This is a genomic window from Pseudomonas sp. C2B4, from assembly GCF_013359695.1.
Lineage (GTDB): Bacteria > Pseudomonadota > Gammaproteobacteria > Pseudomonadales > Pseudomonadaceae > Aquipseudomonas.
On sequence record NZ_JABFMU010000003.1, the window covers coordinates 218,457 to 244,010 of the forward strand.

Genomic DNA, 25,554 nt, shown 5'->3' on the forward strand with positions numbered 1-25,554 from the left:
CCACAATGCAGTGATCGACATAAAACCCTGTGGGAGCGGGCTTGCCCGCGATGGCGTCCGATCAGACGCCACCATGCAACAGATCAACTCTCGGCAATCAACCAATCCATCTTCCACCCACCCTGGGTCTGCCCAAGCTTCTCGGACAGCCACGGCAGCAACTCACGCAATTCTTCCTCCAGCCCCCACGGCGGATTGGCAATCGCCAGACCGGAACCGTTCAGGCTGTTGGGCGTGTCCAATGGATGTACCAGCAATTCGACGCGCAACAACTTCGGCGCACCGGTGCCGGCCAGGTCCTGATAGAAGCGGCGCAATGCACGCTGATCTTTCACCGGGTACCAGATCGCCGCCACGGTTTGACGCATCCGGCCAATCGCCTCTTTCAACGACGCCGCGCAGCGCTGCATCTCGTCGAGTTTTTCGAACGGCGGGTCAATCAACATCACCGCACGCTTCTCCGGCACCGGCAACAAGGCCCGCGACACATGCCAGCCTTCGCCCAAGTGAACTTTCACCCGACGGTCACCCGCCATGTTGTCCTTGAGCAGCACGCCATCTTCCGGGTGCTTCTCGTTGAGCAACACGCGGTCCTGCGGGCGGGTCAGGCGTCGCGCCAATTCCGGCGAACCGGGGTAATAGCGCAACTGGCCATCCGGGTTCATCTCGTGCAGCACTTGCATGTAATCAGCGGTCAGGATCGGCAGATCCGGCTGATCCCACAAACGTGCAATGCCTTCCAGGTACTCACCGGTACGGTTGGCCTGATCGCCCTGAAGGTCATACAGGCCAATGCCGGCGTGCGTATCGAGATAGGCAAACGGCTGCTCCTTGCGCGACATCAGGGCGATGAGGCGGGTCAAGGTCAGGTGTTTGAACACATCGGCGTGATTGCCGGCATGGAAGGCGTGACGATAATTCATGGTTGCTCCTGCGAAGGCCGGGAAGTTTACCTTTTACCGGCCTGCAAGTCAGGCGGTCGCGGCTGAGCGGCCTTACACGCTTAAACGCACCGCCACAGGATTTAGTACATTTCCTCCATCAAGTAGGCCAACAACTCATCTTTCGGCACGGACGGCAAATCAGGCTCTGTGAGAAAACTCGCGACCTTGCTGCGCAATACAGGCTCCGAAAACGCCTCGAAAACGCCCGGCTGCTCTTCACTCAACCACTGCAACAAATTGCTGATCCGCGTGGAGGCATCCTCATCACCCAGCTGCTGCAACAGGGATTCCGGCACCTCCCACCACGGAAAAACCTTCTTGGTGCTCTGCTCGCGCCCACCGATCTCGACAGCCTGACCATTGATCAAACACCGCCCGATCACCGGCAGCAGTTGTGCCTCCTCAACCTCGGCACACTGGAGCATCGGCAGCACATACCGGCCATCCCAGAAACGGAAAAACGCCGCACTGCCATTGGGCAGCAAAACTTGCGTAAGGCTGCGCAGGTGTTCGACCAACACCTCCTGACTGGCCGAGGAAACCGCCAACCAGCCCCAGTCACGAGACGCCGTAGTCGCTACCCAGTTCAGAAACTCACTGTTCACCGCGACGATTCCGACAAAGGGCATCACCGCTTCCCATTCGGCATAGGCGGTCTCAGCCCAGATAGAGCCCGGCATTTTTGCGGGGGACGTACGCTGCCAGATTTTGAGCGGTTCCGCGGCACTGGCGTTACTGAAGACCGCGAACAGTTGTTCCGACGGTTGCAACGGTTTTTGCTCCAGCCAGGCGTGAGGGGATAAGGAATCAGGCTGCACAGACACCGTCCTTGCAACATATTTGGCAAAACGGCGCAGCCCTTTTCAGGTTGAACATCTGCGCGCTGCTCAGTGCCACGCCTTGCACAGGCGCGCTCGATGCGCCAATGGCCGGGATCAACGCTCCGCCGACCCCGATGGGTACACTGCTGAAAATCCCTTCCGGGCCAATATTGATCCAGTGTCCGCCCGCCTGGATCGTCGCGTGGGCGCCCCCGTCGATGACAACCTGGTTACCGGCATTGACGCGAAACTGCCCGCTTGTGTTGACGGTCTGGTTGCTTGCGCGGATATCCCTATCACCTACGACGTGAACATAGTCGTTTCGATCGACCTTCACGTACATGTCGTTCATCACCGATTGAGTCCAGTCTCGCTGGGCCCGAAGGTAGATCTGCTCAGCGCCCCGACGATCCTCGATCCGCAACTCGTTGTAGCCTCGAGCGCCATCAGGATCAGCCGGACTGCTTTGAGTGCGCAAGACACTGCTGGTCTTATCGGCAGGTAAATTCAGCGCCACCGAATTCGCACCATTGGGCACACATCCCATCACTAGGGGTTTGTCGGCATCACCATCAACGAAACCCACCAGCACTTCCATTCCCACTCGCGGCGTCAGCACACTGCCATACCCATCGTGGGCCCAGGCGCTGGCCACCCGCAGCCAGCAACTGGAGTGCTCATCCAACTTCCCCTCGCGATCCCACATCAGCCGGACGTTGACCCGTCCGAACTGGTCGCAATGGATTTCACTGTTTTCAGGACCGGTCACCACCGCCGATTGATAGCCGGCGACACGGGGTTTCTCGATCAACGGCGGGCGAAAAAATACATCCCACGGCGTTGCCAGAAACGTATTGCGATAGCCCTGGAAATCATTCGTATTGTCACTGTCCGCCAACTCCTCCAGCACTTGCGGCTGTCGACCCTGATGATCGACTTCGGTGAGCAGCCACAGATCGTTCCAAGCCTTTCGCGGATGCTCTTCGAGCCGCAGAAAATGCCCGCTGATCAGCGCGGGTTGATCACTGCTGCCTTGTGCCTGGCGGTAATCTGCACGATGACGCTCCAGCGCTCGTGCAGCCAGTTGACCACCGACCTTGCGATCATTGAACCGCCCCGGAAAGGCATAATCCTCCAGCACCGGCAGCTGCTGGCTATCACGTCGCACCTGCAGGTCCAGGCGAGGCTTATGGAAATCGTAATCGCGGCGCACCACGGCGGTGGGGCGAGTTTCCAGACGCACGTTGAATTGATTAACGACCGGTGCCTGTACAGCCATGCCATTGCCCGGCAAATACTGGGTGGACTCGGGCAGGCGCGGGAACACCGTCTGGTCATCACCAAACACCAACAGGTGCCCGTCGGCGCTGTGCTGGAAGTGAAAATGAATGCCGACCTCGGCACACAGTCGCTGGATAAACGCCAAGTCGCTTTCCGCGTATTGCACGCAGTATTCGCGCTCGGGGTAATCACCGCCGAGATGAAACTTGAAGGCGTCGCCGAGGATGCCGTGGTCCTTGAGGATGTGCGTGATGATCTTTGGCACATTCTTGTGCTGGAAGATTCGCTGGTTGATGCGCTGACCCAGGTACATCAGGCGAGGCACAAGACTCATCTGGTATTGCGTCAAGCGCTGGCCTGAATCGCCTTGGCCAATGCGAAAAATCTGACCATGAACCCCACAGCCTTGGGTATCAAAACTCAGAAACGCCTGACGATGCAGCACACTTTCCAGCTCGATGTCCGGTCGCTCGCTGACCAGTTCCAGATCAAAACAGTACGGCTGGCTGATGGCTTCCTTGCCTGTGAACTCAAGCACCCTGAATTCACTCTGGACGCCGTCAATGGTCAATGTGAAGCGTGGTTGATTAGCAGAAGTGAACATCGATGTGTCTCTGCAGAAAGAAAGCGGGCGATTCTGCATGAGTGACCAGCGGGATCATCGAAGGGCAGGAAAAACAGAAATGCCTTACTCCACTTGAAGCTTTGACCTTCAAAAAACGGTTCTTTCGGCTACAGACAATACTGCAAAAAACACAACACCCCCCTGTGGGAGCGAGCCTGCTCGCGAAGACGATTTGGCTGTCACATCGACGCTGAACATGCCGCCATCTTCGCGAGCAGGCTCGCTCCCACAGAGGGGACCCAACAGACATACAAAAAAACGGCCCGCCTCCAAAGGAAGCGGGCCGTTTCGTTCAAGCACGGGTTCAGAGCATGCGCTCAACCCATCACTTGTTCAGGCGGAAATCACGCTCGGCGGCAGCGAAACGCTGAAGCATGCCGGCGGTCGGTGCGCCCATCTTGCTGACGATGTAGATCGCCAGGCTGGCGAAGATGAAACCAGGGATGATTTCGTACAAGCCCAGCAGCTCGAAGTGTTTCCAGACAATCACGGTGATCGCGCCGACCAGGATACCGGCCAGTGCGCCGTTGCGGGTCATGTCTTTCCAGATCACCGAGATCAGCACGACAGGGCCGAATGCGGCACCGAAACCGGCCCAGGCGTAGCTGACCAGGCCCAGCACACGGTTTTCCGGGTTGGCTGCCATCGCGATGGCGATCAGGGCAACCAGCAGCACCATGGCGCGGCCGACCCAGACCAGCTCCAGCTGGGAAGCCGACTTACGCAGGAAGGTTTTGTAGAAGTCTTCGGTCAGGGCGCTCGAGCACACCAGCAACTGGCAGCTCAGGGTGCTCATGACGGCAGCCAGAATGGCCGACAGCAGTACACCGGCAACCCATGGGTTGAACAGGATTTTCGCCAGTTCGATGAACACGCGCTCGTGGTTCTCGCTCACCGGCATGGCCACGGCCGGGTTGGCCGAGAAGTAGGCAATGCCGAAGAAACCGACGGCGACGGTGCCGCCCAGGCACAGGATCATCCAGGTCATGGAGATGCGACGGGCATTGGCGATCGATTTCACCGAATCCGCCGCCATGAAGCGCGCCAGGATGTGCGGTTGACCGAAGTAGCCCAGACCCCAGCCCATCAGCGAAATGATGCCGATGAAGGTGGTGTTTTTCAGCATGTCGAAGTTGGCCGGATCCTGCGCTTCGATGGCCAGGAACGCGGTATCGACGCCGCCAGTGGCCAGCATCACGATGATCGGCGTGAGGATCAGGGCGAAAATCATCAAGGTGGCCTGCACGGTGTCAGTCCAGCTCACCGCCAGGAAACCGCCGACGAAGGTGTAGGCAATCGTCGCAGCAGCACCGGCCCACAGCGCTGTCTCGTAGGACATGCCGAAGGTGCTTTCGAACAGACGGGCACCGGCCACGATGCCGGAGGCGCAGTAGATAGTGAAGAACACCAGGATCACGACTGCGGAGATGATCCGCAGCAGGCCGCTCTTGTCTTCGAAACGGCTGGAAAAGTAGTCCGGCAGCGTCAGGGCATCGCCGTTGTGCTCGGTCTGCACGCGCAGGCGGCCGGCGACGAACAGCCAGTTCAGGTAAGCGCCCACGATCAGGCCGATGGCGATCCAGCTTTCGGAAAGACCGGACATGTAGATGGCGCCCGGCAGACCCATCAACAACCAGCCGCTCATGTCGGAAGCACCGGCGGACAGCGCGGTGACGACGCTGCCCAGGCTGCGACCGCCCAGAATGTAGTCGGAAAGGTTGTTGGTGGAGCGATAGGCCATGAAGCCGATCAGCACCATTGCAGCGATGTAGATCACGAACGTGATCAGGGTTGGATTCGTTACGCTCATTAAGTGACGCCCTGGCTTTGTTTTTATGTAGCGGCGGCTGGTGAACCGCTCGCAAACGATGACGTTTGACAGACGATTCGGGATCCCGCGCATTTATGACTGATGTTTCCCCAGGAAAGCCATCAGCCGGCACACCTGTCTTTTCGACAGGTTGCACCTTGGGGCGCGAATGCTATGCAACAAAGCAAATAAGGTGCAACCCATTTCTTGAGAATTAGTTGCACCTACGTCATTTACCGATACCCAAATGCTTTTTTGCTCCCTTTTTGCACAGTCCAGCCGCTTTTCTAGAAGCAAAAGCACCAAGCAGGAGCGGCACGCGCGTACCAGAATTCAATTCCTGACGAGCCGCCTTTTATTCCGACAAAAAAAGGGTTGCACCCGGTTGCACCTCTCCCGGAGCACAGCTAATCTTGCCGCCAGCTGATGCCACGCAGTCGTGGCAAACATGAGGACAAAAAAGACATGGCTACCACCACCCTTGGCGTCAAACTTGACGACCCTACCCGCGAACGCCTGAAGGCTGCCGCGACCTCGATCGATCGCACGCCGCACTGGCTGATCAAGCAGGCAATTTTCAATTACCTGGAAAAACTCGAGGGTGGTGCAACCCTGACCGAGCTGAACGGTTTGACCAGCAAAGACGCAGACGACGCGGGCGAAGTCCATGTCGATCACGCCCATCAATGCTTCCTCGAATTCGCCGAAAGCATCCTGCCGCAATCGGTGCTGCGCGCCTCGATTACCGCCGCTTACCGTCGCCCGGAACCTGAAGTGGTACCGATGCTGATCGAACAGGCGCGCCTGCCGGCTCCAATGGCTGAAGCCACCAACAAACTCGCCGCCTCGATTGCCGAAAAACTGCGCAATCAGAAGAGCGCCGGTGGTCGTGCCGGCATCGTTCAGGGCCTGCTGCAGGAATTTTCCCTGTCGTCCCAGGAAGGCGTGGCGCTGATGTGCCTGGCCGAAGCGCTGCTGCGCATCCCGGACAAAGGCACCCGTGACGCGCTGATCCGCGACAAGATCAGCACCGGCAACTGGCAGCCGCACCTGGGCAACAGCCCTTCGCTGTTCGTCAACGCCGCCACCTGGGGCCTACTGCTGACCGGCAAGCTGGTGTCCACCCACAACGAAGCCGGCCTGACCTCGTCCCTGAGCCGCATCATCGGCAAGAGCGGCGAACCGATGATCCGCAAGGGCGTCGACATGGCCATGCGCCTGATGGGCGAGCAGTTCGTCACCGGTGAAACCATCGCCGAAGCCCTGGCCAACGCCAGCAAGTTCGAAGCCAAGGGCTTCCGTTACTCCTACGACATGCTCGGTGAAGCCGCGCTGACCGAACACGACGCGCAGAAGTACCTGGCCTCGTACGAACAAGCCATCCACTCGATCGGCAAAGCCTCCCACGGCCGTGGGATTTATGAAGGCCCGGGCATTTCGATCAAGCTGTCCGCCTTGCACCCGCGTTACAGCCGCGCCCAATACGAGCGCGTGATGGACGAGCTGTACCCACGCCTGCTGTCGCTGACCTTGCTGGCCAAGCAATACGACATCGGCCTGAACATCGATGCCGAAGAAGCCGATCGCCTCGAACTGTCGCTGGATCTGCTGGAGCGCCTGTGCTTCGAGCCGCAACTGACCGGCTGGAACGGTATCGGTTTCGTGATCCAGGCTTATCAGAAGCGTTGCCCTTATGTGATCGACTATGTGATCGATCTGGCTCGCCGCAGCCGTCACCGCCTGATGATCCGTCTGGTGAAAGGCGCGTACTGGGACAGCGAAATCAAGCGCGCCCAGGTCGAAGGCCTGGAAGGCTATCCGGTCTACACCCGCAAGGTGTACACCGACGTTTCCTACATCGCCTGTGCCCGCAAACTGCTGTCGGTGCCGGAAGTCATCTACCCGCAGTTCGCCACGCACAACGCCCACACCCTGTCGGCCATTTACCACATTGCCGGTCAGAACTATTACCCGGGCCAGTACGAGTTCCAGTGCCTGCACGGCATGGGTGAACCGCTGTACGAACAAGTTGTAGGCAAAGTATCCGAAGGCAAGCTGAACCGTCCGTGCCGTGTGTACGCGCCGGTCGGCACCCACGAAACCCTGCTGGCGTACCTGGTACGTCGACTGCTGGAAAACGGCGCGAACACTTCGTTCGTCAACCGCATTGCCGACCAGTCGATCTCGATCCAGGAACTGGTGGCCGATCCAGTGGCCAGCATCGAACAGATGGCCACGCTGGAAGGCGGCTTCGGCCTGCCGCACCCACGCATTCCGCTGCCGCGTGATCTGTACGGTTCCGAGCGCGCCAACTCCAGCGGCATCGACATGGCCAACGAACATCGTCTGGCGTCGCTGTCCTGTGCCCTGCTGGCCACCGCTCACAACCACTGGAAAGCCGCACCGATGCTCGGTTGCGCCTCCAGCAGCGAAGCGCCGGCACCGGTCCTGAACCCGTCCGATCTGCGTGACGTGGTCGGCCACGTGCAGGAAGCCACCGTCGAAGACGTCGACAACGCCATTCAATGCGCCCTGAACGCCGCACCGATCTGGCAGGCCACCCCGCCGGCCGAGCGCGCCGCGATCCTGGAGCGTGCCGCCGACCTGATGGAAGGCGAGATCCAGCCACTGATGGGCCTGTTGGCTCGCGAAGCCGGCAAGACCTTCGCCAACGCCATCGCCGAAGTGCGCGAAGCCGTGGACTTCCTGCGTTATTACGCAGTGCAGGCGCGCAACGATTTCACCAACGACGCCCATCGCCCACTGGGTCCGGTGGTGTGCATCAGCCCGTGGAACTTCCCGCTGGCGATCTTCAGTGGTCAAGTCGCTGCCGCACTGGCCGCCGGTAACCCGGTGCTGGCCAAGCCTGCTGAACAGACGCCGCTGGTCGCTGCCCAGGCCGTGCGCCTGCTGCTCGAAGCCGGGATTCCGGAAGGCGTGCTGCAACTGCTGCCGGGCCGTGGCGAAACCGTCGGTGCCGGGCTGGTCGGCGACGATCGCGTCAAAGGCGTGATGTTCACCGGTTCCACCGAAGTCGCTCGCCTGCTGCAACGCAACATCGCCGGCCGCCTGGATAGCCAGGGCCGCCCGATTCCGCTGATCGCCGAAACCGGTGGCCAGAACGCGATGATCGTCGACTCGTCGGCGCTGACCGAACAAGTGGTCATCGACGTCGTATCGTCGGCCTTCGACAGCGCCGGTCAACGTTGCTCGGCACTGCGCGTACTGTGCCTGCAGGAAGATTCTGCCGACCGCGTCATCGAAATGCTCAAAGGCGCGATGGCTGAAAGCCGTCTCGGTAATCCTGAGCGCCTGTCCGTGGACATCGGCCCGGTGATCGACGCTGAAGCCAAGGCCGGTATCGAGAAACACATCCAGGCCATGCGCGACAAAGGTCGCAGCGTGTACCAGGTGGCCATCGCCGACGCCGAGGAAGTCAAACGCGGTACCTTCGTGATGCCGACCCTGATCGAACTGGAGAGCTTCGACGAACTGCAACGGGAGATCTTCGGCCCGGTGCTGCACGTGGTTCGCTACAAGCGCAAGGACATCGATCAACTGATCGGCCAGATCAACGCTTCCGGTTACGGCCTGACCCTGGGCGTGCACACTCGCATCGACGAGACCATCGCCAAGGTCATCGACACCGTCAACGCCGGTAACGTCTACGTCAACCGCAACATCGTCGGTGCCGTGGTCGGTGTGCAGCCGTTCGGCGGAGAAGGCCTGTCGGGTACCGGTCCGAAGGCAGGTGGTCCGCTGTACCTGTACCGCCTGTTGTCGACCCGTCCTACCGATGCCATCGAACAATCCTTCGCTCGTGGCGATGCTGCCGTGGCGCCGGATGTGCGTCTGCGCGACGCCATGAGCAAGCCGCTGACCGCCCTGAAAACCTGGGCCGACAGCAACAAGTTCGCCGACCTGGGCGCCCTGTGCGTGCAGTTCGCCGCGCAATCGCAAAGCGGTATCACCCGCGTCCTGGCCGGCCCGACCGGCGAGCGCAACAGCTATGCGATCCTGCCGCGTGAACACGTGCTGTGCCTGGCGGAAGTCGAAGGCGACCTGCTGACCCAACTGGCAGCGGTCCTGGCCGTCGGCGGTTCGGCGGTATGGCCGGAAACCGAACAGAGCAAAGCCTTGTTCGCACGCCTGCCGAAGGACATTCAGGCACGCATCAAGCTGGTGTCCGACTGGAACAAGGACGAAGTAGTGTTTGATGCGGTTCTGCATCATGGCCATTCCGATCAGTTGCGTGCGGTCTGCCAGCAGGTGGCCAAGCGTGCTGGTGCCATCGTGGGCGTGCAGGGTCTGTCGCAGGGTGAGTCCAACATTGCGTTGGAGCGCCTGGTGATCGAACGTGCGTTGAGCGTCAACACCGCTGCGGCGGGCGGTAACGCCAGCCTGATGACGATCGGCTAAACCGCAATAAGACCGGGCAACCGCAATGGCTGCCCGGTTTGCAGTCCCCCTGTGGGAGCGAGCCTGCTCGCGAAAGCGGTGTGTCATTCACCATTAATGTTGGATGTACCGGCCTCTTCGCGAGCAGGCTCGCCCCCACATTTGATTAGCGCTAGACGCACCCCACCATCACCCTCATCAATCATCCTGTTCAGCCTTTATTCCCCCGCCTAGACTCGGTCCATTCCAATAAAAGGTAGGCCGCCATGTCCGAGACGTTGCTCAGTTCCCGCAATCTGGCTTTCGAGCTGTATGAAGTCCTCGATGCCGAGGGCCTGACCCAGCGTGAGCGTTTTGCCGAACACAACCGCGAAACCTTCGATGCCGCCCTCGGCACCGCCCGCAACATCGCCGAGAAGTTCTTTGCCCCGCACAACCGCAAGGGTGACGAGAACGAACCGCGCTATGAGGACGGTCAGGCGATTCTGATTCCGGAAGTGAAACCGGCGGTAGACGCCTTCCTTGAAGCCGGTTTCCTCAATGCCGCACGCAGTTTCGACGCCGGTGGCATGCAACTTCCGACACTGCTGTCGCAAGCCTGCTTCGCCCACTTTCAATCGGCCAACGCCGCGTCGACCTCATACCCGTTCCTGACCATGGGTGCAGCGAACCTGATCGAAAGCTTCGGCACCGAGGAGCAAAAACGCTGCTTCCTGCAACCGATGATCGACGGGCGCTTCTTCGGCACCATGGCCCTGACCGAACCCCATGCAGGGTCGTCACTATCGGATATCCGTACCCGCGCCGAACCGGCATCCGACGGCACCTATCGCCTGAAGGGCAACAAGATCTTCATTTCCGGCGGCGACCACCCGCTGTCGGAAAACATCGTGCACATGGTGTTGGCCAAGTTGCCGGACGCACCCGCTGGGGTGAAGGGCATTTCACTGTTTATCGTGCCCAAGTTCCTGGTCAACGATGACGGCAGCCTGGGCAAGCGCAACGATGTGCTGCTGGCCGGACTGTTCCACAAGATGGGCTGGCGCGGCACCACTTCAACTGCACTGAATTTCGGCGATAACGGCGAATGTGTCGGTTATCTGGTGGGCAAGCCGCACCACGGCTTGAGCTACATGTTCCAGATGATGAACGAAGCGCGGATCGGCGTCGGCATGGGCGCGGTGATGCTGGGTTACGCGGGCTATCTGTATTCGCTGGAGTACGCCCGCGAACGTCCGCAGGGTCGTGTGCCGGACAGCAAGGATCCGAACACCGCACCGGTCGCAATCATTCAGCACGCCGACGTCAAACGCATGCTGCTGACCCAGAAAGCGTACGTCGAAGGCTCATTCGACCTGGGGCTGTATGCCGCGCGACTGTTCGACGACACCACCACCCTCGGCACCGAAGCCGAACGCAAGCAGGCCCACGAACTGCTGGATCTACTGACGCCGATCGTCAAATCCTGGCCATCGGAGTTCTGCCTGAAGGCCAACGAACTGGCGATCCAGATCCTCGGCGGCCATGGCTACACCCGCGAATACCCGGTGGAGCAGTACTACCGCGACAACCGCCTGAATCCGATCCACGAAGGCACCCACGGCATTCAGTCGCTGGACCTGCTGGGGCGCAAACTGGCGCAGAACGGCGGCGCCGGGCTCAAGCAACTGATCCGCCTGATTGCCGACACCGCCGAGCGCGCCCAGGCCCATGAATCGCTGAACGCACTGCGTGAGCCACTGGAAAAACTGGTGGCACGCCTGCAAACCGTGACCATTGGCCTGCTGACCGACCTGGCGCAGGGCAAGGTCAACAGCAGCCTAGCGAATTCGGCGCTGTACCTGAAAGTCTTCGGCCACACGGTGATTGGCTGGCGCTGGCTGGAACAGGCGATTCGTGCCGAGGAAGGGTTGGCCAAAGGGAATGCGGCGGATGCGGGCTTCTATAAGGGCAAATTACAGGCGGCGCGGTATTTCCTGACCTGGGAAATTCCGGGTTGCCACCATGAGCTGGCGATTCTTGAGACCAGGGATGATGTGTGTTTGAACATGCAGGATGAGTGGTTCTGATCCTGCATTTGTGGCGTAGCTGAATCCGATCGCGAGCAGGCTCGCTCCCACAAGGGAATGCATTCCAACTGTGGGAGCGAGCCTGCTCGCGAAGAGGCCATCACTGACAACACTTCAGCTCAGCTTGAACCCATCCATCTGCCGCGCCAGATGTTCGGCCGACTGCTCAAAGGTATCAACAAACGTACGTTTCTTGAGGCCAGAACTTATTTCCCGAACATAAAAATCAGCTTTTGATAACAAGACTTATAATAGCTAAATATTATAAAACATTTAGATAGACGACTCCCTTCCGTCATATTTTTTTATTGGCATCAAACGCCCAATAAATTTTACCTACTAAAGGCAATTTGCTTCTGACTCAACTTGCGAGTTATGCAATTACCTCTGATCAAGCAACATCAACTCCTCCAACCCCGTCTGACGAACGCTTCACTAATATATCTACTCAACAGCAAGCGCCTGTATTAATTAGATTTATGCACCTACCGATACACCACTCATCAAACCTAAATGACCAGACATCCCCTGATCAAGCAAAAAAAACATTAGATCAAGGTTTCGCCAGTATAGTGCGCCATCCAAATCGCAAACTAACGAAAACCTCATAGCGCATCTTGTCAACTGTCACATGTGACAGTTGCCCACCCAATATTCCCGATATAGGTTTTGACCTAGTTTGCAGATACCAAGCAGACGAAAATATAAACTTGATCAAAAAAATCAGGAAGATCGAACATGAACAAACAATATCCTGAAAACGCATCGCTGGTATCGACTACTCACGGCATGCTGGCGTCTACCGTGGAAAGAGATGTACTGGCTACCGAATGGAGGAAAACATGGGAGCATCCAGGGCGCTGGATGGTTACAGGTAAAACCTACACTTTGAGCGGAAATACCGTTACCAATATCCAACTTGTAACCTGGATAATTCCCGGCAATTCAAAAGAGCAAATAGACCATCCAGAAAAAACGGAATCAGAAACAGCCAACTTGAACCTGCCCATCAATGAAATGCTTATCAGCCTGGCCAGGAATGAAGTCATCGCTACTAACGGTAATAGGTATTCACTTCTGAGAAAAGAATTCCATAAAAGCGGCAATAGCTGGCAGTGTGCATTAATAGTAAAGGACTCAAATAATAACGCAACAGAATTACGGAGGGATACTATCGATGACGAAACTTTTGTCCACGCTGCGAGAGCCGGCGACATTATCGCAGGCACGCAATCAACCATGAGCAACAAAACCTTTAAAGAAGTAGGCACTAATCAATATCAAGTATCAATCGAAGCCAACGGAATAAAATACAGCTCAAGTCGCATTTTCGATTTCAATCAATTATTTCTGACGGCAACACATCGTGACAAAATCATTACTGGTAATCAAACACTCGTCATTGTTTGTAAATTATGCGACGCAGTCAGATCAAACCCAGACTACACATACATTTCCTTAATTACCGGTTAGACTCAATCACAAAAAACATGATTAACGCACTTTGCGTTAATCATGTTTCCTTTTTCAAAAACAATTAGAAATTACCGTATGAGAATCGACGCCTGAATTGAAAACTCAGTGAGCTCGTCCCCTATTGCAATCTGAACCCACCCATCTGCCGCGCCAAATCATCCGCCAATCGCTGCAACGTCTGGCAATCCTCACGACAAGCCCTGACCTCCCCCGCCGTCGCCCGCGCCAGATCGGAAATCCCTTGAACGTTGCGGTTGATCTCCTCGGTCACCGCCGACTGCTCTTCCGTCGCCGTCGCCACCTGATGATTCATATCGCTGATGCGCTCGACCTGCCCGGTAATCGCGGTCAACGACGCCCCGGTGCGCTGGCTCGATTCGACACCGGTCCCGGTGGCTGCCTGCCCGCTGTGCATCGATGAAACCGCGTTCTCCGCGCCTTGCTTGAGGCTGCCGATCATCTGCTGGATTTCATCGGTGGACGTCTGCGTGCGCCGCGCCAACGTGCGCACTTCATCGGCAACCACGGCAAACCCACGCCCCATATCCCCGGCCCGGGCCGCTTCGATAGCCGCGTTCAGCGCCAACAGGTTGGTCTGTTCGGAAATCCCGCGAATCACCGCCAGTACCTGATCGATGGAAGCGACCTGATCGGCCAGCTCACTCACGGCACTGGCGGCGACACCGATTTCATCAGACATGCTTTCGATATGCCGGATCGAGCCGCCCACCACTTCACGCGCCTGCATGGCTTCATCCCGGGCATTTTGCGAAGCCACTGCCGCATTACCGGCGTTTTGCGCAATTTCTTGCACCGTCAGGCCCATTTCGTGGACAGCGGTGGCGACCATGTCAGTCATTTCCTGCTGACGCCCGGAACGCTCGGCGGTGTTATCCACCACCCGCGCCACCTGCCCGACCGCCGTGCGCAAGCGTTCGCTGGTAGTCAACACTTCGCCGATCATGTCGCGCTGACTGTCGAGGAAGCGGTTGAAGCCTCGCGCCAGATCGCCCAGTTCATCGGCGCGGCTGGAATCCAGCCGCTGGGTCAAATCTCCACCACCGCTACCGATGGCTACCAGCGCTGCTGTTACCTGACGAATCGGTCGCACCAGCCCACGGGCCAGCAACACCACCAGCAACAGACACACCAGCGCCACCGCCAGACCGATGCCGCTGCTCATCCACATCGCGCGTCGCGCTTCGGCGTAGATCTGCGACTGTGGCACTTCGGCCACCAGCGTCCAGCCGAGATCCCGCAGCGGCAGGCTCAACGCCAGATAATCCTCGCCATCGCGCGCAAAGCTGCTGCTGGCGGCAATTTTTTGACCCATGACCGCTTGGGCCGCCGAGGCGCCAATCTGTTCGCTCAGGCTGCGTTTGCCGCTGAATTGCGCCTCCGGATGCACCTGGATCAAACCGTCGGAACGTACGAGATAGACCTTGCCGCGCTCACCGAAGTTGAAGTTGTGGATCAGCTCCGACAGCTCTTTCATGCTCAGGCCAAGCCCCGCCACGCCCACGACTTTGCCGGCCTGCTCGACCTTGAGGTCGATGAACAGCGCCAATTCTCCGGTGGCCGTGTCGTTGTCGATATTGAGGGTGCGTGGCTGGTTGCTGTCGAGGAACGAGTAGAACCAGGCGTCCTTGGGATTGGAACGGCTCAGGGTGCGATCCAGGCCCTTTTCCGTGTAGTAGTGGTTCGACGCGGTGCCGATAATCAGCGCGGTAAACGCCTTGTGTTCGCCGCGGATACCTTCCAGATACTGCACGAACGCAGGGGTTTTGCTGCTGTCTTCGCCGCTGGCAAGCCAGTCGCGCACCATGCTGTTGTTGGCGATATCCCTGGCGGCGGTGAGAGGCTGGACGAGGATGCGCTCGATGTCGTTGCGCATCGCTTCGATACTCGACGGCAGCGCTTGCTCGACCAGATAGCTCTGGGCGAGGCGGTTGACTACCAGGGTATAAATGCCAACCACGATCAGCACGCTGACCAGCAGGGCGGTGCCCATGCTCAAGATCAACTGCCATTGAATACTGCGTCGCCAGAACTGCATGGAGCACCCCCAAAGAATAAGAGGCTGAAACACTGCAACAGGCGTGCCGATTGTATACACATCACGACAAAATCGTGTGCATAGACGAAATAACACTGCCCTACCAACGCAAACCGCCTGTCAGCTTCGACGTGGAACTGTCAATTCTGACAGGTCACAGAACACCCACTCCAGGCTTACCGTTCCAACTCCGCAGGATTGACTGCCAGGAACACCCAGGAGGTGCAACATGACAAATAGAAATGGCCATTCAGCATCCACAGCGATGCTCGACAATGATGCTTTTATTAAAGCTGCCAGCGTCGGCGATACGGTTTTAGTAGGCAGCACCACCCATACAGTCATCAAAAAGCGATTTACCGAATCCAATGACACAATCACTCGGTACTTTGTTGAAATCGACCTGAATCCCGGACTCAATTACAAGACGTCGCAGTCGATCAGTGCCAACGAATACCTCGCGTTACTGACGCCTGGCAATCTTGTCAGGATCGGCCCGGCAAACTACGTCGTCGAAAATACAGAGTTCGTTAAAGACGACAATGGCGCGCAGATAAGGAGAGTGAACTGGCACCCGGAAGAATGAAAAACCGATACATGTTTTTCAGTTGTAGCGCCCCGAATGATCAAGGCGCCTTGATGTGCAGTATCAGCCTTGTTGGCCGATCGTCTTGGAAATCACTTCAACCGTGGCGTTGACTTGCTCTTGGTAACGGTCGAGTTCGAGCTTGTGCTGCTTCTGCATTTCGATCTGCTTGGAACACAGGTTCATCGCGGCCAGCACCAGCAGTCGGTCACCGATCAGGGTCGGGTACTTCTTTTTGGTCTCGGCCAGGGCAGCCTTCAGCATCAACGCAGCGTCCAGCAGGGTTTGCTCTTCCCCGGCCGGTGCCTTGATCGAGTAGTCCTCCCCCAGGATCGAGACGACTTTTACCCCTGCGCCGTAACTCATGCGCTGACGGGGCCAGCGCTGACGCGCTCAACCAGGGCCTGAATGCGTGCCGCGGTGGCGCCGTGCTTTTCTTCCTGTTCCATCAGGCTCAGTTGCAGGCTTTCGTTTTCGTCCTTGACCTGGGCCAGTTCGGCGCTCAGGGCTTGGTTGGTGCCGAGCAGGGTCTGGTTCTGTTGTACCAGGTCGCTGACCAGCTGTTCCAATTGGCTTAGGGATGCTTCCAACATTTTGATTTTCCAGGCATTTTCAAAGGGCGCGTACGATAAAGAAAAGTCACTGTGGATGCCAGGGTTAAACGGGCGCAAGGCCTTGATTTTCCTGACGAGTGACCTTTCTCGCGAACTTTAAAGACTGTGATTGACCGATCTGGTTCCTGCACTTCGTCGCCCGCCTCATCCTGTAGGAGCGAGCTCGCTCGCGATGGACTTCAACGATAACGCGTGCAGCCTGAATCAACGCGTCGTTCTTGATTGCTTCGCGAGCAAGCTCGCGCCTACAGTTAAACGCACCCCGCAGGCTCAAGACTTGAGTCGCATGACCGATAAGTCATCCATACAGCAGCCTCAACCCCGCACGTATGCGCCCTTTTTCGGTAACCACCATGTCCCTTCGTAATATGAATATCGCGCCGCGAGCGTTCCTCGGTTTTGCCCTGATTGGCGGCCTGATGATGGTGCTGGGGGTGTTTGCCCTGAACCAGATGAGCAAGATCCGCGGTGCCGCCGAGAACATCACCGTCAGCAGCGTGCCGAGCATCAAGAGCCTCGACGAATTCACCCAACTGACCTTGCGCCTGCGCGTGCTGTCCTACCGTTTGCTGGTGAACCGCGAGCCCGACGTGCAGCAAAAAACCGTGGAGTTGCTTGAGCTTCGCAACCAACAGATTCGCAGCGCCCAGGCCACCTACGAAAAGCTGATCACCAGCCCGCAGGAACGTGCAGCCTACGATCAATACGTGCAACTGCTCGGGCAATACCGCCAGATTGAAGAGCGGATGAAGACCCTGTCACGCAACAATCAGGTCGACGAGTTGCGCAGCCTGCTCAACGCTGATCTGCTGAGCAACTCCGAAGCGATCAACGCCGTGTTGAGCAAACTGCTGGAGATCAATACTCGGCAGACCCTCGACACCAACCAGCAAGCCGCCGATCAGTACGATTCGGCGTTCAATCTGGTCATCACCCTGCTGGTGATTACCACCGGCCTGACCGTGCTGTTCGCCTGGTTGCTAACCATCAGCATCACCAAACCGATTGCCGCTGCCTTGACGGCCGCCGAGCACATCGCCGAAGGCAACCTGACGCGCCCGATCACGGTCGACGGCGAGGACGAAGCCGGCCGCTTGCTGCTGGCGATGTCGAAGATGCAGGACAAACTACGCGACACCCTGCAGCGTATTTCCGGCTCCGCCACTCAACTGGCGTCTGCCGCTGAAGAACTCAACAGTGTCACCGATGAAAGCGCCCGAGGCCTGACCCAGCAGAACAACGAGATTGAACAGGCGGCCACCGCGGTCAACGAAATGACCAGCGCCGTGGAAGAAGTCGCACGCAATGCGGTCAGCACGTCCGAAGCATCGAAAAACGCCACCACCTCTGCTGGTGACGGTCGCGACCTGGTGCAGGAAACCGTGAGCGCCATCGAGCGCATGAGTGCCGATGTGCAAAGCACTGCGACCTTGATCAGCGATCTGGCCAATGAATCCCGTGACATTGGCAAGGTGCTGGATGTGATTCGCGGCCTGGCCGACCAAACCAACCTGCTGGCGCTGAACGCCGCCATCGAAGCCGCCCGTGCCGGTGAAGCCGGTCGCGGCTTCGCGGTGGTGGCCGACGAAGTGCGAGCCCTGGCGCACCGCACCCAGCAGTCGACCAGTGAAATCGAACGCATGATCGGCAGTATCCAGAGCGGTACCGAGCATGCGGTGGACTCGATGCGCAACAGCACCGAGCGCGCAGAGTCGACCTTGAACATCGCCCGTGGCGCCGGGATGTCGCTGGACACCATCAACAGCGCCATCGTCGAAATCAACGAACGCAACCTGGTGATCGCCAGCGCCGCCGAGGAGCAGGCACAAGTGGCCCGCGAAGTGGATCGCAATCTGGTGAACATTCGTGATCTGTCGGTGCAGTCGTCCACCGGCGCCAACCAGACCAGTGCGGCCAGTAGCGAGCTGTCGCGATTGGCGGTGGACCTGAACACGATGGTTGGGCGGTTTAGCCTGTAATCCGCCAACACCGCCCCCTGTGGGAGCTGGCTTGCCAGCGATGGCGACCTCAAGACCACCGTAGATATTGAGGGCCTCATCGCTGGCAAGCCAGCTCCCACAGGGGATCGGGTGGATCGGTAAGTTGTGTTTTTCTAATCTGCAAAAGCTTTTTGACAGCATCACATTTCAACAGGTTAGAATCGCTGGCACGCAGACTGCATGGTCAGTTTGTGCCCGTCTTTCAGCTTTCCGGAGTACTGCCTTTGAATGCGACGACCATCAACAGCCTGTTCTTGATCGGCGCGTTGCTGGTAGGTGCGAGCATTCTGGTGAGCTCACTTTCTTCACGCCTCGGCATTCCGATTCTGGTCATCATCCTGGCCGTGGGTATGGCCGCCGGTGTCGATGGCGGCGGCATCATCTTCGATAACTACCCCACGGCTTACCTGGTCGGCAACCTCGCTCTGGCGGTGATTTTGCTGGACGGCGGTTTGCGCACCCGGGTGTCGAGTTTCCGCGTGGCGCTATGGCCGGCGCTGTCGCTGGCGACCATCGGCGTATTGATTACCACCGGGCTGACCGGCATGGCCGCCGCCTGGCTGTTCGACCTGAATCTGATTCAAGGCTTGCTGATCGGCGCCATTGTCGGCTCCACCGACGCCGCGGCGGTGTTCTCATTATTGGGTGGCAAAGGCCTGAACGAACGGGTGACCGCGAGCCTTGAGATCGAGTCCGGCAGCAACGACCCGATGGCAGTGTTCCTCACCGTGACCCTGATCGACATGCTCGCCAGCGGCCAGACTGGCCTGCACTGGAGCCTGCTGACCCACTTGCTGCGCGAGTTCGGCATCGGCTCCGTCATCGGCCTGGGCGGTGGCTGGCTGATGCTGCAACTGGTTAACCGCATTAATCTGGCCACCGGCCTGTATCCGATCCTGGTCATCGCTGGCGGCCTGGTGGTATTCGCCCTGACCAACGCCCTGCACGGCAGCGGCTTCCTGGCGGTGTACTTGTGCGGCCTGGTCATCGGTAACCGCCCGGTGCGCAGCCGCCACGGCATCCTGCACATGCTCGACGGCATGGCCTGGCTGGCGCAGATCGGGATGTTCCTGGTACTGGGGCTGCTGGTCACGCCCCACGACCTGCTACCGATTGCCTTGCCGGCACTGGGCTTGGCACTTTGGATGATTCTCTTTGCGCGCCCCCTGTCGGTGCTGGTCGGGCTGCTGCCGTTCAAGGCCTTCCATGGCCGCGAAAAAGCGTTCATTTCCTGGGTCGGCTTGCGCGGCGCGGTGCCGATCATTCTGGCGGTGTTCCCGCTGATGGCTGGCCTGCCTAACGCCCAGCTCTATTTCAACCTCGCGTTCTTTATTGTGCTGGTGTCGCTGCTGGTGCAAGGCACGAGCCTGCCGTGGATCGCCAAACTGTTGAAGGTGACGGTGCCACCGGAGCCTGCGCCGATCTCCCGTTCCGCCCTGGAAGTTCACGTCACCAGTGAATGGGAGTTGTTCGTTTATCGCCTCGGCGCTGAAAAATGGTGCATCGGTTCACACCTTCGCGAGCTGAAAATGCCCGAAGGCACCCGGATCGCAGCCTTGTTTCGTGGCGAGCAACTGCTCCATCCGTCGGGTAGTACGGTGCTGGAAGTCGACGATTTGCTCTGCGTAATCGGCCACGAACACAACCTTCCCGCCCTTGGAAAACTGTTCAGCCAGGCACCGCAACGCGGCCTCGATTTGCGCTTTTTCGGCGACTTCGTACTCGAAGGAGACGCCCAGCTGGCCGCGGTTGCTGCCCTGTACGGCTTGAAGGTCGAAGGCATCGATCCGGACATGTCCCTGGGCCGCTTCATTGCCCAGAAAGTGGGGGGCGCCCCCGTGGTCGGCGACCAGGTGGAATGGAACAACACCATCTGGACCGTCGCGGTCATGGACGGGAACAAGATCGGCAAAGTGGGCGTCAGATTCCCCGAAGGAAGTCGCCCCGGCCCGGGACTCTTCCTCTAAACTCCATTCTTCGCCTCGTACTTTGATCGGTCTTTATGTCAAGTCTGCGCACTTTTTTCGTCATGGTCCTCTTGGGCCTGAGCCTCTCCGCCGGCACGCTGCAAGCCGCCGAACCACCCACTCGCGAATCCGTGCAGGCCAGCCTGGACAAGATCGCCGACCGCAAATTGCCGGAGGCGGATCAAAAAGCCTTGCAGGCTGTCCTGCAAGGTACGCTGACACAGCTCAATAATCGGCGTGATTACGAGCAGAAGCTCAATGACCTCAAGCAGCAATTGGCCTCCGCCCCCAAGCAGACTGTCGAGAACCAGCGTGAGCTGATGCGTCTCAAAGCCAGCAACGTGGTGCCGGTTGCGCAACGCTTCACCAAGGAGTCGATTCCACAGCTGGAGCAAATGCTCACCGAGCGCTCGACCCAACAAAGCGATCTGCAAAAAGCGCTCGCCGATGCCAATAGCCTGGTCATCACCGCCCAGACCCGCCCCGAGCGCGCCCAGGCGGAAATCTCCAGCAGCCAGACGCGCATCCAGCAGATCAATAACATCCTCAAGGCCGGCAAAGACGCGGGCAAGACCTTGAGCGCCGAGCAGCGCGACCAGCTCAACGCCGAACTGGCCGCCCTCAACGCGCTGATCCCGTTGCGTCGCCAGGAACTGGCCGGCAATACCCAGCTGCAAGACCTGGGCAACAGTCAGCATGACTTGTTGTCGGAGCGCTCCGACCGGTTGGATCGGGAAATCCAGGAGCTGCAAAACCTGATCAACCAGAAGCGCCTGGCTCAATCCCAGGAGACGGTGACGCAGCAGTCCATCGAAGCGCAAAAGGCCGGCGGCAGCAGCCTGTTGGCCACCGAAAGCGCGGCCAACCTGAAACTCTCGGACTACCTGCTCAAAAGCACTGACCGCCTCAACGAGGTCACCCAACAGAACCTGCAGACCAAGCAGCAGCTGGACAGCGTGACCCAGAGCGATTCAGCCCTGGACGAACAGATCAACGTGCTCAAGGGCAGCCTGCTGCTCTCGAAGATTCTCTACAAACAGAAGCAGGCCTTGCCGCGCCTCAAAGTCGACCGCGACCTGGCCGACCAGATCGCCGACATTCGCCTGTATCAGTTCGAAGTCAGCCAGCAACGGGAGTTGCTCAGCAACCCGATTACCTACGTCGACAACCTGCTTTCGACCCAACCGCCCGAACAAGTCACCCCGCAGTTGCGAAAAAGCCTGCTGGAACTGGCCACCACCCGTGCGGATCTGTTGGAGCGGTTGAATCGCGAGCTGAGCGCCGTGCTCAACGAATCCATCACCCTGCAACTGAACCAGAAGCAACTGCTCAGTACCGCACAAAGCCTGCGGGCAACGCTCGATGAACAGATGTTCTGGATCCCCAGCAACAAGCCACTGGATGTGGAATGGATACGCGGCGTGCCGGATCGCCTGAAACGTCAGATCGATACGCTTCCCCTGGCTTCCAGCCTGAGTGAACTAACCGACGGCCTGACCCAACGCCCCTTGCTGTTCCTGCCACTGGCAATGCTGATCGGTGCGCTGCTGTGGCGCCGCAAACAACTGTATGCGCGCCTGAACAAGGTTCACCAGGACATCGGCCACTTCAAGCGCGACAGCCAGTGGCACACGCCGCAGGCGATCCTGATCAACATTTTGCTGGCGATGCCGGTGTCGCTGGGCCTGGCCTTATGCGGCCTGGCCCTGCAAATCGACGCCCGCGGGCAGAACGCCAACATGGGCTCGGCCCTGCTGCAAATGGCCCAGGCCTGGCTGGTGTTCTACACCGCTTATCGAATCCTGGCGCCGGGCGGCGTGGCCGAGCTGCATTTCCGCTGGGAAAAGCCTCAGGTCGAATTCCTGCGCGGCTGGGTCCGTCGGCTCGGCATGGTGGTCATGGCACTGGTCGCCGTGGTGGCGGTTGCCGAACTGCAACCGGCGGCCCTGGCCGATGACGTGCTGGGCATGCCGGTGGTGCTCATCTGCTACGCCCTGATGACCTGGCTGCTCAGCCGCCTGCTATGGAGCAGCCCGGCCCACGAGAACGCATCGCTGTTCCGCAAGGCCGTGGCCATCATGTTCACCGCCCTGCCGATCGCCTTGTTCGTGGCCGTATGCTTCGGCTACTACTACACCGCGCTGAAACTCAGTGACCGGTTGATCAACACCCTGTACCTGCTGATGTTCTGGCTGGTGATCGAAGCCACCTTCGTACGCGGCCTCAGCGTCGCGGCACGCCGCCTGGCCTACCAGCGCGCCCTGACCAAACGCCAGGCCGCGAAAGAGGCCAGCGACGGCGAAGCGGTGATCGAAGAACCGACCCTGGACATCGAGAAGGTCAACGAACAGTCCCTGCGCCTGATTCGCCTGGCACTGCTCGGCGGTTTCATGGCGTTGCTGTACTGGGCCTGGGCCGATCTGATCACGGTGTTCTCGTACCTGGACAACGTCACCCTGTACGAATACACCAGCGGCACCGGTGCCAACATGAGCATGGTGCCAATCAGCATCGGCGACATGCTCGGCGCGTTGATCATCATCGGCATCACCTTCGCCCTGGCGCGCAACCTGCCGGGTTTGCTGGAAGTGTTCGTGCTGTCGAAGCTGAACCTGGCCCAGGGCAGCGCCTACGCCACGACCACGCTGCTGTCCTACGTGATTGCAGGTGTCGGTTTCGTCTCGACGCTGTCGACACTCGGCGTGAGCTGGGACAAGTTGCAGTGGCTGGTGGCGGCGCTATCGGTGGGCCTGGGCTTCGGCATGCAGGAGATCTTCGCCAACTTCATCTCCGGCATCATGATCCTGTTCGAACGCCCGGTGCGGATTGGCGACACCATCACCATCGGCAACCTGTCGGGTACGGTGAGCAAGATCCGCATCCGCGCCACGACCATCACCGACTTCGACCGCAAGGACATCATCGTCCCGAACAAGACGTTCATTACCGGGCAACTGATCAACTGGTCCCTGACCGACACCATCACCCGGGTGACACTCAAGCTCGGGGTCGATTACGGCTCCGACCTGGACCTGGTCAAGGAACTGCTGTTGAAAGCCGCACGGGAGAACCCACGGGTACTCAAGGAACCCGAGCCGCACGTGTACTTCCTGAACTTCGGCGAAAGCACCCTCGACCACGAGTTGCGCATGCATGTGCGCGACCTCGGCGACCGCAACCCGGTGCTCGACGAGGTCAACCGCTTCATCAACCGCGAGTTCAAGAAGCAGCACATCAACATCTCGTTCCGGCAGATGGAGGTCTACCTCAAGAACCTTCACGGTCAGGAATACAAAATGGTGCCAATCGAACCGGAAGCGAAAACCATCGTGCCACTCAACGATGACAAGCAACCCCCGTTGGTACCGCCCGCCGCCAAACTCGACTAACCGGCCAATCCCCAGCAGAATGCTCGGACATTCTGCTGGAGCCGGTCCTTGAAAGCCCTCGACGAACTGACCTTCGATAATCGCTTCGACCGCCTGGGCGATGCATTTTCCGCCCATGTGCTGCCCGAGCCGATCGACAATCCGCGCCTGGTCGTTTCCAGCCCCGCCGCCATGGCATTGCTGGATCTCGACCCGGCCGTGGCTGAAACCCGGGAGTTCGCGGAGCTGTTCAGTGGCCACAAGCTCTGGGCCGACGCGATGCCCAGGGCGATGGTCTATTCCGGTCACCAGTTCGGCTTCTACAACCCGCAGCTGGGTGACGGGCGCGGCCTGTTGCTGGGCGAGGTGTACAACGAGGCCGGCGAACATTGGGACCTGCACCTCAAGGGTGCTGGACAAACGCCCTTTTCGCGCATGGGTGACGGACGGGCGGTGCTTCGCTCCTCGATCCGCGAGTTCCTTGCCTCCGAAGCCCTGCACGCACTGAACATCCCGACCACCCGGGCACTGTGTGTGATCGGCTCCGACACGCCGGTGTGGCGCGAGAAACAGGAACGTGCGGCCATGATCCTGCGCCTGTCCCCCAGCCATGTGCGCTTCGGGCATTTCGAATACTTCTACTACACAAAACGACCCGAACAGCAGAAAGCGCTCGGCGACCACGTCCTGGCCATGCATTTTCCCGAGTGCCTGGAGCAACCGGAACCGTACCTGGCGATGTTCCGCGAGGTCGTCGAGCGCAACGCCGAGCTGATCGCCAAATGGCAGGCCTATGGCTTCTGCCACGGGGTGATGAACACCGACAACATGTCGATCCTCGGCATTACCTTCGACTTCGGCCCGTTCGCCTTCCTCGACGACTTCGACGCGAACTTCATCTGCAACCACTCCGATGATCAGGGCCGCTACTCCTTCAGCAACCAGGTCCCCATCGGTCAATGGAACCTCAGCGCCCTGGCCCAGGCCCTGACGCCGTTCATCAGCGTCGAAGCCCTGCGCGAAACCCTCGGCTTGTACCTGCCGCTGTTCCAGGCCCATTACCTGGACCTGATGCGCCGTCGCCTGGGCTTCACAACCGCTGAGGACGATGACCAGAAACTGCTGGAACACCTGCTGCAACTGATGCAGAACAGCAGCGTCGATTACAGCCTGTTCTTCCGCCGACTGGGCGAAGAATCACCAGAAATGGCTGTGGGCCGTCTGCGCGATGACTTCGTCGATCTCAAGGGCTTCGATGCCTGGGGCGAGCTCTACGTCGCCAGGGTTGCCCGGGAAGGCGACCTGGATCAGGACCAGCGCCGCCAGCGGATGCACGCGGTCAACCCGTTGTACATCCTGCGCAACTACCTGGCGCAAAACGCCATTGATGCGGCGGAAAAAGGCGATTATTCGGAAGTCCGCCGGCTGCACGCGGTATTGAGCAGCCCGTTCGAGGAACAGGCAGGGATGGAAAGCTACGCGGAACGGCCGCCCGAGTGGGGCAAGCATCTGGAGATCAGTTGTTCGTCGTGAGGCGGC

Annotated in this window: 14 protein-coding genes and 3 pseudogenes; 9 read left to right on the forward strand and 8 right to left on the reverse strand. The window is 59.1% G+C overall.

The window, feature by feature from the left end:
* Positions 1–83 precede the first annotated feature (83 nt).
* From HNQ83_RS04050 to putP, 4 genes are all read right to left on the reverse strand, one after another.
* Entirely contained in the window at positions 84–923 is an 840-nt protein-coding gene (locus tag HNQ83_RS04050; RefSeq protein ID WP_175387783.1) for a 23S rRNA (adenine(2030)-N(6))-methyltransferase RlmJ, read from the reverse strand.
* Positions 924–1,024: 101 nt separating this feature from the next.
* Positions 1,025–1,762, reverse strand: a complete 738-nt coding sequence (locus HNQ83_RS04055) for a DUF4123 domain-containing protein (protein WP_175387784.1) — start codon at positions 1,760–1,762, stop codon at positions 1,025–1,027.
* Positions 1,752–3,650 (reverse strand): type VI secretion system tip protein VgrG, encoded by a 1,899-nt coding sequence (locus HNQ83_RS04060; protein WP_175387785.1) that lies wholly within the window; start codon positions 3,648–3,650, stop codon positions 1,752–1,754. Before HNQ83_RS04060 ends, HNQ83_RS04055 begins: the two co-directional genes overlap by 11 nt.
* A gap of 346 nt (positions 3,651–3,996) precedes the next feature.
* Positions 3,997–5,481: a sodium/proline symporter PutP gene (gene putP, locus HNQ83_RS04065; RefSeq protein ID WP_175387786.1), complete on the reverse strand. Its 1,485-nt coding sequence runs from the start codon at positions 5,479–5,481 to the stop codon at positions 3,997–3,999.
* 465 nt (positions 5,482–5,946) lie between these two features.
* Here putP and putA point away from each other — a divergent pair, with 465 nt between their 5' ends.
* From putA to HNQ83_RS04080, 3 genes are all read left to right on the forward strand, one after another.
* Positions 5,947–9,900 (forward strand): trifunctional transcriptional regulator/proline dehydrogenase/L-glutamate gamma-semialdehyde dehydrogenase, encoded by a 3,954-nt coding sequence (putA, locus tag HNQ83_RS04070; RefSeq protein WP_175387787.1) that lies wholly within the window; start codon positions 5,947–5,949, stop codon positions 9,898–9,900.
* Positions 9,901–10,145: 245 nt separating this feature from the next.
* Positions 10,146–11,948: an acyl-CoA dehydrogenase gene (locus HNQ83_RS04075; RefSeq protein ID WP_175387788.1), complete on the forward strand. Its 1,803-nt coding sequence runs from the start codon at positions 10,146–10,148 to the stop codon at positions 11,946–11,948.
* Between the two features lie 738 nt (positions 11,949–12,686).
* Positions 12,687–13,421: a hypothetical protein gene (locus HNQ83_RS04080; protein ID WP_175387789.1), complete on the forward strand. Its 735-nt coding sequence runs from the start codon at positions 12,687–12,689 to the stop codon at positions 13,419–13,421.
* Positions 13,422–13,542: 121 nt separating this feature from the next.
* On the opposite strand, the gene HNQ83_RS31530 is transcribed toward HNQ83_RS04080, so the two are convergent.
* Complete coding sequence (locus HNQ83_RS31530) at positions 13,543–14,388, reverse strand: methyl-accepting chemotaxis protein (protein WP_372241874.1); 846 nt, start codon at positions 14,386–14,388, stop codon at positions 13,543–13,545.
* Positions 14,389–14,406: 18 nt separating this feature from the next.
* Positions 14,407–15,480: pseudogene (locus HNQ83_RS31535) on the reverse strand (cache domain-containing protein); the annotation flags it as partial.
* Positions 15,481–15,709: 229 nt separating this feature from the next.
* Between HNQ83_RS31535 and HNQ83_RS04090 the strand changes: the two are divergent.
* Positions 15,710–16,066 carry a hypothetical protein gene (locus HNQ83_RS04090; RefSeq protein WP_175387791.1) on the forward strand — a complete coding sequence of 119 codons (357 nt, stop codon included), beginning with the start codon at positions 15,710–15,712 and terminating at the stop codon, positions 16,064–16,066.
* A gap of 63 nt (positions 16,067–16,129) precedes the next feature.
* On the opposite strand, the gene HNQ83_RS04095 is transcribed toward HNQ83_RS04090, so the two are convergent.
* Together HNQ83_RS04095 and HNQ83_RS04100 are read right to left on the reverse strand one after the other, a co-directional pair.
* Positions 16,130–16,432 carry a cell division protein ZapA gene (locus HNQ83_RS04095; protein WP_175387792.1) on the reverse strand — a complete coding sequence of 101 codons (303 nt, stop codon included), beginning with the start codon at positions 16,430–16,432 and terminating at the stop codon, positions 16,130–16,132.
* On the reverse strand, positions 16,429–16,659 hold the full coding sequence (locus tag HNQ83_RS04100) for a hypothetical protein (RefSeq protein ID WP_175387793.1): 231 nt from the start codon (positions 16,657–16,659) through the stop codon (positions 16,429–16,431). The genes HNQ83_RS04095 and HNQ83_RS04100 overlap by 4 nt, the downstream gene beginning before the upstream one ends.
* A gap of 440 nt (positions 16,660–17,099) precedes the next feature.
* Between HNQ83_RS04100 and HNQ83_RS31540 the strand changes: the two are divergent.
* The 5 genes and pseudogenes from HNQ83_RS31540 to selO all read left to right on the forward strand — a co-directional run.
* A pseudogene (locus HNQ83_RS31540) lies at positions 17,100–17,756 on the forward strand (MCP four helix bundle domain-containing protein); the annotation flags it as partial.
* A gap of 303 nt (positions 17,757–18,059) precedes the next feature.
* Positions 18,060–18,659, forward strand: a pseudogene (locus tag HNQ83_RS31545) (methyl-accepting chemotaxis protein); the annotation flags it as partial.
* A gap of 245 nt (positions 18,660–18,904) precedes the next feature.
* A complete protein-coding gene (locus tag HNQ83_RS04110; RefSeq protein WP_175387795.1) occupies positions 18,905–20,647 on the forward strand; it encodes a potassium/proton antiporter in 1,743 nt (580 codons plus the stop codon).
* 35 nt (positions 20,648–20,682) lie between these two features.
* Positions 20,683–24,036 (forward strand): mechanosensitive channel MscK, encoded by a 3,354-nt coding sequence (gene mscK, locus HNQ83_RS04115; protein ID WP_175387796.1) that lies wholly within the window; start codon positions 20,683–20,685, stop codon positions 24,034–24,036.
* A 48-nt stretch (positions 24,037–24,084) separates the two neighbouring features.
* The gene (selO, locus tag HNQ83_RS04120) at positions 24,085–25,548 is read left to right on the forward strand and encodes a protein adenylyltransferase SelO (protein ID WP_175387797.1); all 1,464 of its coding nucleotides are present in this window, start codon (positions 24,085–24,087) and stop codon (positions 25,546–25,548) included.
* Positions 25,549–25,554 lie beyond the last annotated feature (6 nt).